16 protein-coding genes are annotated in these 15,312 nt (G+C 36.9%); 11 read left to right on the top strand and 5 right to left on the bottom strand.

Going from position 1 to position 15,312, the window contains the following annotated elements:
• Positions 1-36 precede the first annotated feature (36 nt).
• The 5 genes from B7C41_RS14020 to B7C41_RS14000 all read left to right on the top strand — a co-directional run bounded on the left by B7C41_RS14020 (position 37) and on the right by B7C41_RS14000 (position 4,769).
• Positions 37-1,014 (top strand): M61 family metallopeptidase, encoded by a 978-nt coding sequence (locus tag B7C41_RS14020; RefSeq protein WP_085299560.1) that lies wholly within the window; start codon positions 37-39, stop codon positions 1,012-1,014.
• Positions 1,015-1,181: 167 nt separating this feature from the next.
• Positions 1,182-1,571: a response regulator gene (locus B7C41_RS14015; protein WP_085299559.1), complete on the top strand. Its 390-nt coding sequence runs from the start codon at positions 1,182-1,184 to the stop codon at positions 1,569-1,571.
• Positions 1,572-1,784: 213 nt separating this feature from the next.
• Positions 1,785-2,300 (top strand): outer membrane beta-barrel protein, encoded by a 516-nt coding sequence (locus B7C41_RS14010; RefSeq protein ID WP_085299558.1) that lies wholly within the window; start codon positions 1,785-1,787, stop codon positions 2,298-2,300.
• A gap of 34 nt (positions 2,301-2,334) precedes the next feature.
• Positions 2,335-3,627: an Ig-like domain-containing protein gene (locus B7C41_RS14005; RefSeq protein ID WP_143764402.1), complete on the top strand. Its 1,293-nt coding sequence runs from the start codon at positions 2,335-2,337 to the stop codon at positions 3,625-3,627.
• Between the two features lie 479 nt (positions 3,628-4,106).
• Entirely contained in the window at positions 4,107-4,769 is a 663-nt protein-coding gene (locus B7C41_RS14000; RefSeq protein WP_143764401.1) for a peptidylprolyl isomerase, read from the top strand.
• Between the two features lie 99 nt (positions 4,770-4,868).
• On the opposite strand, the gene B7C41_RS13995 is transcribed toward B7C41_RS14000, so the two are convergent.
• A complete protein-coding gene (locus B7C41_RS13995) occupies positions 4,869-5,120 on the bottom strand; it encodes a DUF2999 family protein (RefSeq protein WP_085299555.1) in 252 nt (83 codons plus the stop codon).
• Positions 5,121-5,247: 127 nt separating this feature from the next.
• Positions 5,248-6,447 (bottom strand): DEAD/DEAH box helicase, encoded by a 1,200-nt coding sequence (locus B7C41_RS13990; protein ID WP_085299554.1) that lies wholly within the window; start codon positions 6,445-6,447, stop codon positions 5,248-5,250.
• A 311-nt stretch (positions 6,448-6,758) separates the two neighbouring features.
• Between B7C41_RS13990 and B7C41_RS13985 the strand changes: the two genes are divergently transcribed.
• The 4 genes from B7C41_RS13985 to B7C41_RS13970 all read left to right on the top strand — a co-directional run bounded on the left by B7C41_RS13985 (position 6,759) and on the right by B7C41_RS13970 (position 10,629).
• Positions 6,759-7,031, top strand: coding sequence for a GIY-YIG nuclease family protein (locus tag B7C41_RS13985; RefSeq protein ID WP_235839722.1), 273 nt, complete (start codon positions 6,759-6,761; stop codon positions 7,029-7,031).
• A 105-nt stretch (positions 7,032-7,136) separates the two neighbouring features.
• On the top strand, positions 7,137-8,600 hold the full coding sequence (locus tag B7C41_RS13980; protein WP_085299552.1) for a Gfo/Idh/MocA family oxidoreductase: 1,464 nt from the start codon (positions 7,137-7,139) through the stop codon (positions 8,598-8,600).
• A 20-nt stretch (positions 8,601-8,620) separates the two neighbouring features.
• Positions 8,621-9,523 (top strand): sugar phosphate nucleotidyltransferase, encoded by a 903-nt coding sequence (locus B7C41_RS13975; protein WP_085299551.1) that lies wholly within the window; start codon positions 8,621-8,623, stop codon positions 9,521-9,523.
• 11 nt (positions 9,524-9,534) lie between these two features.
• Positions 9,535-10,629: a phosphotransferase enzyme family protein gene (locus tag B7C41_RS13970; RefSeq protein WP_085299550.1), complete on the top strand. Its 1,095-nt coding sequence runs from the start codon at positions 9,535-9,537 to the stop codon at positions 10,627-10,629.
• Between the two features lie 201 nt (positions 10,630-10,830).
• Here the strand turns inward: B7C41_RS13970 and B7C41_RS13965 are convergent, their stop codons facing one another.
• Positions 10,831-11,193, bottom strand: a complete 363-nt coding sequence (locus tag B7C41_RS13965) for a DUF4156 domain-containing protein (protein ID WP_085299549.1) — start codon at positions 11,191-11,193, stop codon at positions 10,831-10,833.
• Between the two features lie 299 nt (positions 11,194-11,492).
• Between B7C41_RS13965 and B7C41_RS13960 the strand changes: the two genes are divergently transcribed.
• Together B7C41_RS13960 and B7C41_RS13955 are read left to right on the top strand one after the other, a co-directional pair.
• Positions 11,493-12,866 (top strand): MATE family efflux transporter, encoded by a 1,374-nt coding sequence (locus B7C41_RS13960; RefSeq protein ID WP_211279533.1) that lies wholly within the window; start codon positions 11,493-11,495, stop codon positions 12,864-12,866.
• Between the two features lie 165 nt (positions 12,867-13,031).
• Positions 13,032-13,766: a PEP-CTERM sorting domain-containing protein gene (locus B7C41_RS13955; protein ID WP_085299548.1), complete on the top strand. Its 735-nt coding sequence runs from the start codon at positions 13,032-13,034 to the stop codon at positions 13,764-13,766.
• A 96-nt stretch (positions 13,767-13,862) separates the two neighbouring features.
• Here B7C41_RS13955 and B7C41_RS13950 read toward each other — a convergent pair whose 3' ends face one another.
• On the bottom strand, positions 13,863-15,020 hold the full coding sequence (locus B7C41_RS13950; protein WP_085299547.1) for a helix-turn-helix domain-containing protein: 1,158 nt from the start codon (positions 15,018-15,020) through the stop codon (positions 13,863-13,865).
• Positions 15,021-15,101: 81 nt separating this feature from the next.
• On the bottom strand, positions 15,102-15,254 hold the full coding sequence (locus B7C41_RS20180; protein ID WP_158089137.1) for a hypothetical protein: 153 nt from the start codon (positions 15,252-15,254) through the stop codon (positions 15,102-15,104).
• Positions 15,255-15,312 lie beyond the last annotated feature (58 nt).

Genomic DNA, 15,312 nt, shown 5'->3' with positions numbered 1-15,312 from the left:
AACATTTAAATAAGGGAGCCCTTAAATAGAGATAAAATGAAAGATTTAATCGAAAATAAAAAATCACTGGCGTATAGATTTTTCTCTAATGCTATTGCTTGCAGCTTACTTATGATAGCGCCTTCCCACGCAGAATCACTTCATAGCAAAACAGAAAATACTAAAATAGCCACAAAAATCAAGTTTGCTGATAATGTTCCCAACCATAAAAAAAACATGCTTAAAAGCTGGGTAAATCACGCTGAAAATGCTTTACGTTCAGTTTATGGCACTCTGCCAGTTGATGACTATATTACAATAATTAAAGCCAGTAATAGAGGAACTGCTGCGGTTCCTTGGGGAGAAGTGAACCGGTATTCACCGCCAGAAGTCACTTTAATTATTAATACTAAAAGTAGACTAAAGGATTTAAAAGCCGATTGGACAATTTACCATGAATTGAGTCATTTACTCATCCCTTATGATGCTGGCGACGCAAGATGGTTTTCAGAAGGGTTAGCGAGTTATTACCAAAATATTACCCAAGCTAGAGTAGGAATGTTTGACGAACAAACTATGTGGCAAAAGCTCTACAATGGTTTCGAGCGCGGTAATAAACAGCAGCAATATAATCACCAGCCATTGAGTTATGTCAGTGATAATATTGACCAGAACCGTAACTATATGCGTATTTATTGGAGTGGTGCTTTATATTGGCTAAAAGCGGACGTTGCGCTTCGAGAATCAACTAAAAACACAGCTAGTCCTCATTCATTAGATTTAGCCTTAAAGCAGTTACAACAGTGTTGCTTTAATCGCTATCTAAGCGTAGAAGAAATAGTCAAAAAGCTTGATGAATTAAGCCAAAGTAAAATTTTTAGCTCTTTATTGACTGAATTCTCATCAAGCTACGCTATCCCTGAGTATCTATCATTATTAAAATCTCTAGGTATTGACATAAAAAATGGCCAACCTGAATTAAATAATCATGCAAAATTAAGCTTTCAGCGAAAAGCAATTTTCACAGGTAATTAGCTATAATTTAGATAATAAAAAGTCAATTATCATTTAGTAAAATAACAAGAAAAACTTGTACTAGAACAAGAATATGCTAGACATATACTATTGGGTGTATTTCTTTGTCACTTTACTTTAGCCAGAGTGATATATTAATGTCCTATCAAGCAAAAGGAATTATTGCGATGAAAGTATTAGTAGTTGATGATATGGTTTCAATGCGGCATGTTATGTTACACATGCTCAGAAGTCTTGGTCATACAGATATTGATGAGGCCGCCGATGGTTTACAAGCTTTAGGTTTATTGAATAAAAAGTCCTACGATCTACTTATTACTGACTACCACATGCCGAAAATAGATGGGCGACAACTGCTTAAATCAATACGGAGTAACAAAGATTTAGTAGACCTACCCGTACTTATGGTTTCATGTGAAGATGAAAAATCTCGTATAAAAGCAATTATAGCCTGTGATGTTACAGACTTTATTGTCAAACCTTTTAGCTTGCAAACTCTTGAAATTAAAATTAAAAAAATTGAAAAGCAATTCCCTCCAAAAATAAGCATCATTTAAATAATCAATTTTCAATACATCGATTAAAATGATGTTATCATTTATTAGCTAGCTATATACACATTTATACTCACAGTAATGTTGTTTCACTATTTCCCACACTACATTGTTAACTATAACCTTTTTACATAAAACAAAGTTTTATAAATAGCTATCTCAATCTTGATTATATACCATACACTCATAATTAAATAAGGATTTCAAAAACCTCACATGAACAAAGCTTTCTATCTAGCATTATTGTTTAGTACCTCATTTCAATGCTTTGCTGATTCAGTTTACATTGGGATCGATTATGTATTGACAGACATTGAGCTTGTCGATCAAAGTGCAAAACCAAAATCAACGGCTGTGCGGATAGGTGCGAGCAATAATAATATGGCATTTGAAGCTCAGTATCTCAAGGCTAATAGTACCGATAACATTTACCGTATAGAATTCGATTTAGAACAAAGTATTGCACTCTACTTTGTCATGCAATCTGATATTCAAAACGGTTTTGGCCTAGACGTTTCTCTCGGATATGCTAAGACAGATATAATCGTTTCAGGCCCCCAAGAAACATTTAACGGCACAGATCAATATAGTGGTTTCTCATGGGGAGTAGCTATCCATCAACAATTGCCTTATTTTGAACGAGCACAAGTTAAACTTGGCTATCAATCGTTTTATAAAGACAGTGATCTCGAAATAACAGCCATTTCTCTTGGCTTTACATACCAATTTTAGCCAATATAAGCTTGCTTATATAAAAGGTATTTCAATGAAAATTACGAAAAAACAGTACACCTCTAAATCATCAATTATCGCTCTTTTATTAACTTGCACTCTTTTGACTAGCTGTGGATCAGATAATAATTCTGATGAATTAGCGAAAGCAATAGATTTGGAAACTCAGCGTTCACAAGGCACTATTATAGAGTCCGTTACTATAGTTGGAGACCATACTCGATTAAGAGTTGGAGAAAACCACCAACTCAGCGCAACTGGAATAGATAGTAATGATGACATTAGAGATATAACTAATGAGCTCATTTGGAGCTCAAGTGATACCAGCATTGCGACAGTCGACAGTAAAGGCTTAGTTACTGCGCTCGCTAATTCTGCCATCAATCAGGGTGTAGTTACAATTACAGGGACCACTATTAATGATATTTTTGGTACCGGTGAAATGTCAGTCAGCGATGTAGCAGTAACAACAATCAATTTAAAACAAATTCAACCAATGACAGGCAGTATTAACACATGTATTAAGGCTAGCATTAAAGGCGATGTAAGTTATGCTGACGGCTATACATCTTTAAACACAGTAAGAGACATAAACTTTAGTCTCGATAACGACACCTCTGCCATAATTGAGACTGATGGTACGCTATACACTTCAGCAGCAGTAATTGAACACACAATAATTACTGCAAAAACAGGTAACATTTCAGGGCAATTAACAGTCACTGCCGATCCTGTGAACCTGGAAAGCTTAAATATTTTATTAGACGATGAAGCAGTTAATTTAATCACAGTTAACATTGGCGAGCGAGTATTAGTTAATGGGCAAGCGAGTTTAAACAGTGACGTTACTACAACTAATTTTATCATTAACGATACTATTTCATGGTCACAAGCAGAGACGGGCTATGCAGGTATAACAACCAAAGATGATAATAAAGGCACTATATTCGCACTTAAGCCCGGCGTTACGCAGTTGATCGGCACTTGTGGTGGAAAACAATCAATAGCAACCTTAGAAGTAAAGGGTGAAGCTAATCTTGATACAATCGAGATTAATGATGGCAATGATACCATTTCTTTAGCACCATTAAATTCGATTGAATTAACACTAACGGGCAACTATACCTCAACACCTACAAGTTTGAATATCAGTGAATTTTCTGAATGGAGTATTAACGGTAGCAGCCTAATTAATGCCGAATTAATTAATTTAGGAACAAATGAAGCCACGTATAAAATAACTAGCACCTCTAGTACTACTGGCATTGCTATTATCTCAGCATCTTATGACGGCATGACAAGTACTGTAAAAATTGACATTGAATAAAATAGTTTACATAGATAATCATTTTTAAATCGATTGTCTATACCCTACATACTATCTTATATGAAGTAATATGTTAGTTATGAGAGTGTTATGGCATTCATAAAATTGGATTGAGACTAAATAGCATTTTCAGCAAGCAATAAAAGGCTATGTTTAAAAAACTATTCAATTTAAACCGTAGCCCCTACCTTCTGTACATTGAACCAGTTTACCACTAATAAATTGGTTCAACCTAACAGTAAACTTACAACAGTTTAGTATTTTATTTACGTAAATATTACTAGAGCTATAGCTTTATTGTATAAATAAATATTTACTAAAATCATCGGTACTCTCAATTATAGTTCATTAAAATTACTATTGAATAACGCTCGACAATTCACTAACCTGTCGCCTGTTGTTATACATAGCCGTTAAATTCAAAGCGACATGAAAGCTAATAAAATCAAATCGGCCAAATGAATATAAAAGGAAATAGAATGCTGAAAAGTCATTTTTCATCAGTAAAAGCATGCTTAATCACAGTTTTATTAATTACACTAAGCGGTTGTTTTAATCCTGATCCAGCGGTGAAAGCAGTCAATGCTTATATTGAAAAACAAAGAACAGATAAAACTCAAGATGGCTGGAAAACTAAGTTAGAAAAACCAGAAATAGTTGAGTTTAATTCAGAAGCTAAGTATTACTGGGATATAGAAACTACCGAAGGAAAATTAGTGGTTGAATTATTCCCAAAAACTGCGCCAATGCACGCAACAAGTACCATATATTTAACTAACTTAGGTTTCTATGATGACTTGATTTTTCATCGCGTAATCAACAAGTTTATGGCGCAAGGCGGTGATCCTCTAGGAAACGGCACGGGTAACCCTGGCTATAAATATGCAGGTGAGTTTGACGGCACATTAACTCATGATAAACCGGGTCTACTAAGCATGGCCAACTCGGGACCTAATACTGATGGTAGCCAGTTTTTCATTACCTTTACACCAACACCTTGGTTAGACGGTAAACACACTATATTTGGTGAAGTTGTTGAAGGTTTAGATACAACACTTAGCACAATAGAAGAATTAGGCAGTCGTTCAGGTCGAACGAAAAAAGAAGTAAAAATAATTAAAGCTAGTATTCGTGTTGAATAGGGTTGGACTAAAAGCGAGTTAATCGCTGTGAACCTTAGGTAAATCAAGAACAAGGTGAATGATCTTTCACCTTGTTCTATTTAAAACGTTTTTAATAACTTATTTATTTAACGCAGCTTTAGCTGCCTCAACTTTACTAAAATCTAAACCTAATTCATCTACAGCTTCTTTTATCAACGCAGGGTTTTGCATCAATAACATCATCATTGCTTGTAGTTTATCTTGTGGAATACCTAATTGTTGCACTGTTGCCATCGCCATTAGCGGATTTTCCGTTAGTGCTTGAAAAACTTCTTTGGTTTGCTCTTCACTAACGTTGTGTTCTTTTAAAATTGCAATAATTGGGTTCATCTAATTTCCTATTTACGCTTACATTAATTTAATTTTGCTTCACGAAGTTCGCACTTACGAATTGCCGATATTCTATCAGTTTGATAATCAATTTAAAAAGCGATTATCTACTTTACGTTAACACCTTCTAGCTGCGTTTATTTTTCGGTACATAATTTAAAATAGACACCGGGACAATTTTCTTCACAGGGAATGCTTCAAACTCTCTACGTTCAATCACCTGATCTAAGTGACTTTCAATTGCACAAAGGTTTCTAAAGTTATCTTTGGCGACAAATGAAACCGCTTCTCCGCTTTTACCTGCACGACCGGTGCGGCCTATCCGATGGATATAATCATCAACTTTATCAGGTAAATCATAGTTAACCACTCGCGAAAGCTCACCGATATCAATACCGCGTGCAGCAATGCCCGTCGCCACCAAAAAGTTAATTTCCCCGGCCTTAAAGTCATTTAATATTTGTTCACGTATGGCTTGTGTTCGACCACTGTGTATAGACTCAGCCTTAATGCCACGCTTTTCTAGTTGGCTCACTAGCTTTGCTGCACCATGTTTAGTTTCGATAAAAATTAGTGCTTGTTGCCATGCTTGTTCTTTAATTAAATAACTCAATAATGCTGACTTATTTGTTTTATCGACCGTCACCAACCATTGAGCTATTTTCGGTTTTGATGCACTATTTTTAGCAATAGATATTTCACTAGCGTTATGAATTGTGCGCTTTGCTAATGCCCTAACATCGTCAGAAATTGTGGCAGAAAACAATAAATTTTGTCGTTGTTCAGGTAAACGTTCAATGATTTTATTAATATCGTCAATAAAACCCATATCTAACATTCTATCGGCTTCATCAAGCACAAAAGTTTCAAGCTGATCAAAATGTACCGCGCGTTGATGTGCCATATCAAGCAACCGGCCTGGTGTCGCCACTAAGATATCTATGCCCCAGATCAAACGTTGTTTTTGTGGCTCTATTTCAGTACCACCATACATCGCCATTGAGCTAATATTTATGTATTTTCCATATTGCGCAATGCTCGCTTCAACCTGAATAGCAAGTTCGCGTGTCGGGGTTAATATCAAAGCACGAACCCGTTTACCACGTAAATTTCGCTCTTCATCATTTTCAGCAGCACTTAACCTTTCCAATAAAGGTAAAACAAAACTTGCGGTTTTCCCGGTGCCGGTTTGTGCTGCAGCAATAATATCTTTACCCGATAAAACCACGGGTATTGCCTGCTTTTGAATTTCGGTAGGTTCTACGTAAGCTAAGTCAGCTATCGCATTTAATAGCGGAGTTGACAATCCAAGCTGGGAAAATGGCATTAAAGGCCTCTTTAGGTGTGTGCTATATAAGGATAAAGATGGTTATCCTCAAAATTATTAGGATTATAACATTAATAACAAATACCGTGCAGCTGAACTTTCATTGTAACATTGGCGACCAATATTCATTTCTAAAAAAGTAAATATGACTAAAGTCTTCATATGATTTATGTTAAAACTACTGCTATAATATTTTCAGCAGAACATTTAAATAACATTTAAAAAAATCATAACATTAGGTTGTCTTCATAATGGAAAAGGCAGAAAAGGAAACGAAGTGTAGGGATGCATCTTATGGTAGCGTCTACGTTATGATTCATTCATTTTTTAGTGATGTAATAAAAATAGGCTGTACGCGAATAGATCCTAACGAACATGCAATAGCTCTTTCTGCGAAAACCCCTGGTGATTATACCGTCGTTTATTCATTAAAATGCATGCACCCATGCAGAATTAAAAAGCAAATTCGTGAGTACTTAAATGCCGAAGAGTATGCTGGCGGGTTTTATCAAGTCCCTGCAGAAGTAGCAGAGAACTTACTAAAAAGAGAAACATTAAGAATACCCACTTTTAACGCCGGTTAACACCTCCTAAAACATTTCTTTCACTATAGAGAACATTGCGCCGCTTGCATTTGACAACGCTGTCACGTAAATTATTGATTGCTGAAAATTAATATGGAAATACCTATGGCTAGCACTGACCGCCGTAACTTCTTAAAATCTATCGCGGTTACTGCCGCAGCTGGTGTTGTGTCTGGTTGTTCTTCATCAAATAACGCTGAAAAAAATTCACCGGCTATTCCTTCCCAAGGTAAGTCAGTCATGGGGCTTACAATTCCCAAAATGGACGTTGTCCGCATTGGCTTTATTGGTGTTGGCGAACGAGGCTCTGGTCATGTTAAACATTATTGCCATATTGATGGTGTAGAAATTAAAGCCATTTGTGATACTAATGAAATAGCGCTAGATAAATCAGTTGAATATGTAGTTAGCAAAAACTTCCCTCGGCCTGCTCGCTATACCGGTACAGAACATAGCTACCGTGAAATGCTAAATCGTCAAGATATCGATATTATCATCATTTCCACACCATGGGCTTGGCATACGCCAATGTGCGTAGAAACAATGGAAAGTGGCAAACATGCGTTTGTAGAAGTACCTGCAGCAACCACAATTGAAGAGTGTTGGCAGCTAGTCAATACCGCTGAACGCACGCAGAAAAACTGCATGATGATGGAAAATGTTTGCTACGGTCGAGATGAGCTGATGGTGCTAAATATGGTACGCCAAGGATTATTCGGCGACCTATTGCATGGTGAAGCCGCTTATATTCATGAGTTGCGCTGGCAAATGAAAGAAATTGACAGTAAAACGGGTTCGTGGCGTACCTATTGGCATACTAAAACTAATGGTAACTTATACCCTACCCATGGCTTAGGCCCCGTTTCTCAGTATATGAATATTAATCGCGGTGACAGGTTTGACTACTTGACCTCAACAAGTTCACCAGCGATAGGCAGACAAGCTTATGCTAAAAGAGAGTTCGCAGCGGAACATGAAAGAAACCAGTTAAAATATATCGCTGGCGATATGAATACTACGCTGATAAAAACAAAATTAGGCCGAAGTATTATGGTTCAACACGACACCACTACCCCTCGCCCATACTCACGTCATAATTATATTCAAGGGATTAATGGTGTATTCGCTGGCTTTCCAAATCGCATTGCGTTAGAAAATATTCCACCAGCAATAGCGACTCAATATGAGTCAGAATATCAGCTAAAAATAACTGAATGGCGCGCTGCTGGTAGTAAAGGTCGTCAGCCAAAACTACAGAACTTTCACCGTTGGGATGAAGATATTGCAAAATGGCAAGCACAGTTTGATCACCCTATGTGGTTAAATATGGGGCAAGAAGCCGAGCGTAACGGGGGCCATGGTGGTATGGACTTTTTAATGCTTTGGCGCATGGTTTATTGTTTAAGAAATGGCGAAGCACTTGATCAAGATGTATACGATGCTGCTGCATGGTCTGCTATTGCTCCTTTGAGCGCTGACTCGGTAACTGATAGAAGTAATTCGAAAGATATTCCAGATTTTACACGGGGTGTTTGGCAAAGCGCTAAACCACTTGGCATTATTGCCTAGCCACCGGAAGTGTATTTTAAATGACTCAATTAAATACCTTAGTGATACTTGCCGCTGGAAATGGTTCCCGTTTTGGTGGTGCAAAGCAGTTCGCTTGTTTTGGGAAAATGCAATTAACCTTGATGGAATATAATATCCATCACGCCATGGATGCAGGGTTTAACCACGTAATATTTATCACTCAAAATTCTCAAAAAAAACAATTAAAGCAAGAGGTTATTTCACGCTTACCTAGAAACTTAAGCACCAACATTATCATTCAATCACTCGATGCTTTACCTGAAAATTGTCATATTTCGCCGACAAGAACTAAACCTTTAGGAACCGCGCATGCGCTTTGGTGCGCCAAAGATGTTATTAGTGATAATTTTGCTGTTATAAATGCTGATGACTATTATGGCCGACAAGCTTTTAACATACTCAAACAACAGGTTGCGAGTTCTAAAAACGATAGCTATACGATGGTTGCCTACCTAGTGCAAAATACACTCTCTGATCATGGTGGCGTTAACCGTGGTTTATGTGAGCATAATGATAAAATGCAGCTTAAAAAGGTCACTGAAGTAGAAAATATTCAACGCTCAAAAAAAGATAAAAACACCGTAATTTCAGGCAAAACATCAATCACACAACAAAGAGTATCAATTACTAATAATACTTTGGTATCAATGAATTTTTGGGCATTTAACCCGAAAATATTTTCCGCTATAGAGCAAGAGCTTATCAATCAATTTACCCTCAAGGCAGATGATAAAACAGAATGTTACTTGCCTACGGTTATCATGAGCCAATTAGAGCAACAACGAGCTAATGTCGATGTATTAATTTCTGAAGATGATTGGTTTGGCGTCACTTATTCAGCAGACTCTGTATTTGTCGATAGCAAAATCAACCAAATTTTCTCGCCTCCTAAGTCATTTTAAAGCGTAGATGTATGAATAAAAAAACAATAGAAAACGAGCTTCAATTAACATTAGAAACAGTACTAGAATACTACCCAAATTCCTCAACTGAACGTTCAACTTCCCTTTTGGGCAATGGCTTAATCAATCATACTTATTTGATCAAGTCGAAAGAAAAATCGTTTGTATTACAGCGCATTAATGATCATGTATTCCAACAACCTTGGTTGGTTACTCGTAATGCCGATCTTATCAATCAACATTTGCTATTGAAAAAGCAACAAGGTTATTACCCTTTAGCCACTATCAGCCAACTGACAAATAAGAAAAATGATACGCTACTACAGTTGGACAGCGGTTATTGGCGAGCGATAGAGTTTATTCCCTGTAGCTATTCTGTAGAAGTTGTAGAAACACCAGAGCAAGCGGAAAGTGTCGCCAATGCATTTGCTGAATTTAACGCGGCATTAAGTGACTTTCCCGCTGAGCAATTATCCGAAATAATTCCAGACTTTCATCATTTAGCACACAGATTACAGCAACTCACTGAGGCTATTAACATTGATAAAGTAAAACGAAAACCACATTGCCAAGCATTAATTAATTATTGCTTTGAACAGCAAGAATTTATAAAAGAAGTGGCTGATTTAATAAAAGTTCTACCTGTAAAAGTTACTCATAACGATACCAAAATTAATAACCTATTGTTTAGTTCGAACACTCATAAAGCCATTGCAGTAATTGATCTTGACACCTGTATGCCTGGGTTTTTAATGCATGATTTTGGCGATATGGTACGAACATGTTGCTCGAATTTACCCGAAGATGGCACCACACTCGTACAAATGACGGTAAGACTCGACATATTTAATGCGCTCGCCAAAGGCTATATTTCGACACTGGATAAACAGATAAGTAAAATAGAAAAAGACAGTTTAATCGTTGGCGCCCTATTGATACCTTTTATGATGGCGGTTCGGTTTTTAACTGACTATCTTGACGGCGACAATTATTTTCATATAAAGCATCAAGAGCACAATTTGGAGCGGGCAAAAAATCAAATGCAATTATTTGAATTACTTTCTCAGCAACGTGAACAGTTAAGCAAAATTGTTGCTAACACGTAACATCAAGGTTTTATGCCCTAGACTAATAAGAAATAGCACGTTACGCGTACTTTTCAACCACACAAATAACACAGGTTGATAAAGCTAGCACAAAATACAATAATGGCAGAATATAACTATCCTGCCATTATTTAAGTTGTTTGGATAGAATAAGCTTCAGCTTAAAAAATCGTAAATACTTTACCTTGCACTGTTTATTTATTAGTTACTACACTTATAAACATTGCCAGATAAGGTTACATTAGTTTGTTGACTACCGCCGCCAAAATCATCGTTATAACTACCTGTTTGTCCCGCTCTTTGCGTTAAAATATACACAGTATCACCACCAAGGCTTTTCGCTTTATTTTTGATGTCGTTACGAGCACCTGTTTCTAAATCAGCATTCGAAGTAAATGCGCCGGTAAAGAAGTCACCTTGACTGCCCGTAACATCACCTAAAAAAGTACATTCGTTACCTGGTTCATTATGCGTTAAGCGCACACCATTTGCTTGGGGTTGTACGGCGACAGAAGAACATGCGGCTAAAGTTGTTACAAATACCATAGCGATTAAAGTTTTCATTTTTTTTCCTGCGAGTAAGTAAATCAATTGAGGCTATTGTAGATCGTTAACAAATTATTAATATTTATAAAGTGTGATATTAATGTAAGTGGAACTTACAAGCCCTGAACAAAATCTTACAATTAACATGTCGTCATTTCGAAGTGAGAGTATTGGCAATGATAGCAAGTTGATTAATCAAGTTTAATGACAAGAAATGCGATAGACTTATCGACCAAAAACATCACTATTTCGTTGTTAGTTTCAAAACCAAACGATATTTAGTTTTTAATTCCCACTGTTTAATGGATTTCAAAAGTATGAAGGATCTTACGCAAGGCTCAATTCCAAAGCACTTAATTACCATGGCAATGCCCATGATGATAGGCATGTTTGTTCAAACTCTGTATTTTCTTGTTGATCTTTATTTTGTTGGGAAATTAGGTTCAACCGCGTTGGCAGGCTTGAGCTTGGCCGGTAATGCTATGTTCTTAATTTTTGCCTTAACCCAAATTATTAATGTTGGTACTGCCACCCTTATTTCTCATGCTGTTGGCGCGAAAGAACAAGAGAATGCCAATAACATTTTTAATCAATCGATGATGCTCTCAAGTTTTATCGGTGTCTTAGTTTGTATTATTGGCTACTTTGGCGCAGAAAGTTACCTCAATATTGTATCTCAAGACCCCGGCACAGTTGCTATGGGCTTAAGCTATTTATACTGGTTTATTCCCTGTATGGCACTGCAGTTTCTCATGGTATCCATCAGTGCGGCCTTACGCGGCACTGGCATAGTCAAACCGACTATGGTGATCCAAATGCTGTCTATTTTGGTCAATATAATCTTATCACCGATGTTAATTGAGGGCTGGGGTACAGGTTATGCTATGGGTATTGCTGGCGCAGGATTAGCCAGTTCTCTTTCCGTTGTTGCGGCGGTATTGATGTTGGTTTACTACTTTAAAACGGCAGAAAAATATGTCGGTGTAAACTTTTCATTATGGCGAGTCGATACACAATGCTTAAAAAAGTTATTGGCCATTGGCATGCCAGCCGGCGGCGAATTCTTTTTAATGTTCATTTATATGGCAACAATTTATTGGTTAATTCAACGCTTTGGCGCCGACGCTCAAGCGGCATTTGGTTTAGGCTCAAGGGTGATGCAATCACTGTTTTTACCTGCAATGGCCATTGCTTTTGCAGCACCAGCTATTGCCGGGCAAAATTTTGGTGCCAAGAACTTTCATAGAGTCAGAGAAACCTTTACCTGGTCGGCTATTATGACTTGCTCGTTAATGGCCTTGCTAACAATAATATGTCTTTGGCAAGCAGAGTTTTTATTACAAGGTTTCTCTAGTGATAAACACGTCATTGTTATCAGTGTTACGTTTTTACAAATTATATGTTGGAACTTTGTACCCTCTGGTTTAGTTTTCACTTGCTCCGGCATGTTTCAATCACTTGGTAACACATGGCCAGCTTTATTAAGCACAGCAACTCGACTATTCACTTTTATTTTTCCAGCGCTTTGGTTGTCACAACAAAATAACTTTGAAATTGAACAACTTTGGACTATTTCAGTAGCAACCGTTTGCTTGCAAGCATCACTAAGTTTTTATTTGTTGCGACGAGAATTTAAAAAACGTTTACCAAAAGAATTCGTGCCAACAACTGTGCCACAAGTTAACAACTGACAGCGCCAACTAATTTCTTGTCAGCATTAGCAACTAACCTCTGAACAACCTGAATCCATTTCGAACTGTCCAATTTATTAAATTGGACAGTTTAGCCATACTCTCAATCATCAATCTTCTTCATACTAATCAACATATAGTGGAACTTATATCGGTGGTTAATACATGTTTAAACTTATCAATAAAATCGGATTTTCGGTATCTTTAATGGCATTAAGCACATTCGCTAATGCCTCATTAATTACCAATGGCAGCTTTGAACAACTAGACTTTGCTGACAATTCACAATCAGTTGGCATAGTTTCCAATACCAATTTACAAGCCTTCCAAAATAAAAACCGTGCTTGGGATGTTTTTAACACCTTGCCAGGTTGGGTAACTAGTTATGGCAATGGTATTGAACTGCAAAAGAATGTGGTTACTCGTTCACAAAACGGCTCACAGCACGTTGAATTAGACTCACATCAATATGGCTCATCAAATTCAGTAATGACACAAACGCTTGATTCATTAACGATTGGCTCTAATTATTTATTAGAGTTTTACTATAAAGCTCGTACCAATGCGGTGAATGATAATGGTATTAATGTTTTTTGGTATGACGCTGCTGTTGATTTTGATATTAATATGTCAGTTGACTTCAGCACTGAAAGTACTAAGAGGCTAGCACCAGATTGGTCGCTGCAGTCTGTTATGTTTACTGCCAAAGCAGAATCAATGGCATTAAGCTTTGGCGCTTTCGGTAAACAAAATACCTTAGGCGGTTTACTTGATAACGTGTCGTTAACGCAGCAGCAATCATTACGACCAGCAATATCAGTACCAGAGCCTTCGATGCTTATATTGTTTGCTATCGGAGTAAGCTTCATCGTTGCACGTAAACGTAAGTGGATGCACTAAAAAATTTCTGTATGTCTTTCTCGGTTAATAGCCAGCCCCCAAGTTTGCTTGGCCGCCGAGAAAGTTCATATCAATTAGCTCAACGAAAAATGTATCTCACGATACCGTTACTAACAGCTCTTGTAACTCGCTAAAACTATTAATATTTAGTAACTCTGCTTTTTGCTCCAAAGCACTATAATCATCATGATCTGTCGCGGCAATATATAAACAAGACAACATAAACAAAATCAATTCACTTTGCTCATTACTCTTAATTTGCAACTGACTCACTTTTTCTAAATGATTTAACTGTTTAACCAAATTGGCGTCTATATGCCATAGCGATAGCATTAATGATGAAGCAGAAAAAATACTGATCCCCATCGACTCTTTAATGTGATGATTTAACAAGCGTAAATCATCAATGCCAATCAAAGAATGTAACATAAGCTCATGTTTGTAAGTCTCTTTATGGCTAAGCAAGAATATACCAAGTAATGAAAAAACTAATATTTGTTCAGTCAACGCTATATCAAAGTCAACAGGCCTTTTTAGCAATTTACGTAAACGCTGAAAGAGTTTCGGTGCTAATAGAAAAGCTTGGCTGTATTGCTCAATAATTTTTTGACCGACATGATCTTGCAAGGCATCTTTCATGGCGTAAATAATGGCAAAATTAACCACAGTGCCAACGCCTAAATTACGGCTTATCGCCTCTTGTAAGTTTTTAGGCGTTTTCCCGTATATTGCTTTACTCGCTTGCCCCATTAATCGACCAGAAAAAATAGCATCTTTTCCAACAATTTCAGTAACTCTTTGTAAATCCAAGTTGCCCTTGTCTTTTTCTTCAAGTAGCTGTTGACAACTATCAGACATCGGCGGAATATTTTGTGCAATTTCAGTTAGCTTTAAAAAACTACTTTGTGCGCTATTAACAAGCGACAACTCTCTAAATTTTGAGGGTGTAGTACCGAACCGTTGACGAAATGCACGTTCAAAAGTTGCTCTTTCCGAATAGCCTAGCTTAAAAGATAACTCATCAATATTAGCCTGATTTTCCAATAAGGCTTCTACGCTTAGTTCATTTAAAAACTTGTTTTGAATAAGCTTATAGCTAGTTTCCTCTTGTGCCAGTTTTCGTCGAAAAGACGTCATACTCATGGCAAGTGCTTTTGCACATTGTTCAACAGTTAATGATGCAGGTACGTCACTTTGAGAAAGCTGCGTATTGACAGCTTCTGTTAGTGGTAAAGAATACTGAAGAGTCGCCATTTTTAAAATTTATTTTTAGAAGAATATAACGAGTATTAAAGCACGTTAACACCATATAAACAGCTATAAATTAAGCCTTTATTACTTTGTTTTCTTCAATTGACATTGTTGGTCGCCGTAATAGTTATTCTCATAGTTACATTCAACCAATTGCTGATGGCTGTTATTTGAATGGCTATTTTTTTCATTATTTAAATGTAATACCGCTTTAATGCTTTCAATGATGTGGTTCATAATTTTGACCTCTTTGATTAACAGTAAATCTATAATGGCTTACTCATCTAATTCAGTA

It is taken from the genome of Cognaticolwellia mytili (genome assembly GCF_002104475.1).
Classification (GTDB): Bacteria; Pseudomonadota; Gammaproteobacteria; order Enterobacterales; family Alteromonadaceae; genus Cognaticolwellia; species Cognaticolwellia mytili.
The sequence above is the reverse complement of the archived record's forward strand: the minus strand, read 5'-3'. Positions and strand labels throughout refer to the sequence as shown.

Coding starts and splice junctions, on each gene's coding strand:
- B7C41_RS13970 (WP_085299550.1), top strand. CDS start 9,535: ATGAATAAAAAAACAATAGAAAACGAGCTTCAATTAACATTAGAAACA.
- B7C41_RS13960 (WP_211279533.1), top strand. CDS start 11,493: ATGAAGGATCTTACGCAAGGCTCAATTCCAAAGCACTTAATTACCATG.
- B7C41_RS13950 (WP_085299547.1), bottom strand. CDS start 15,020: ATGGCGACTCTTCAGTATTCTTTACCACTAACAGAAGCTGTCAATACG.
- B7C41_RS14015 (WP_085299559.1), top strand. CDS start 1,182: ATGAAAGTATTAGTAGTTGATGATATGGTTTCAATGCGGCATGTTATG.
- B7C41_RS20180 (WP_158089137.1), bottom strand. CDS start 15,254: ATGAACCACATCATTGAAAGCATTAAAGCGGTATTACATTTAAATAAT.
- B7C41_RS13980 (WP_085299552.1), top strand. CDS start 7,137: ATGGCTAGCACTGACCGCCGTAACTTCTTAAAATCTATCGCGGTTACT.
- B7C41_RS14010 (WP_085299558.1), top strand. CDS start 1,785: ATGAACAAAGCTTTCTATCTAGCATTATTGTTTAGTACCTCATTTCAA.
- B7C41_RS13955 (WP_085299548.1), top strand. CDS start 13,032: ATGTTTAAACTTATCAATAAAATCGGATTTTCGGTATCTTTAATGGCA.
- B7C41_RS13995 (WP_085299555.1), bottom strand. CDS start 5,120: ATGAACCCAATTATTGCAATTTTAAAAGAACACAACGTTAGTGAAGAG.
- B7C41_RS13985 (WP_235839722.1), top strand. CDS start 6,759: ATGATTCATTCATTTTTTAGTGATGTAATAAAAATAGGCTGTACGCGA.
- B7C41_RS14000 (WP_143764401.1), top strand. CDS start 4,107: ATGCTGAAAAGTCATTTTTCATCAGTAAAAGCATGCTTAATCACAGTT.
- B7C41_RS14005 (WP_143764402.1), top strand. CDS start 2,335: ATGAAAATTACGAAAAAACAGTACACCTCTAAATCATCAATTATCGCT.
- B7C41_RS13965 (WP_085299549.1), bottom strand. CDS start 11,193: ATGAAAACTTTAATCGCTATGGTATTTGTAACAACTTTAGCCGCATGT.
- B7C41_RS13990 (WP_085299554.1), bottom strand. CDS start 6,447: ATGCCATTTTCCCAGCTTGGATTGTCAACTCCGCTATTAAATGCGATA.
- B7C41_RS13975 (WP_085299551.1), top strand. CDS start 8,621: ATGACTCAATTAAATACCTTAGTGATACTTGCCGCTGGAAATGGTTCC.
- B7C41_RS14020 (WP_085299560.1), top strand. CDS start 37: ATGAAAGATTTAATCGAAAATAAAAAATCACTGGCGTATAGATTTTTC.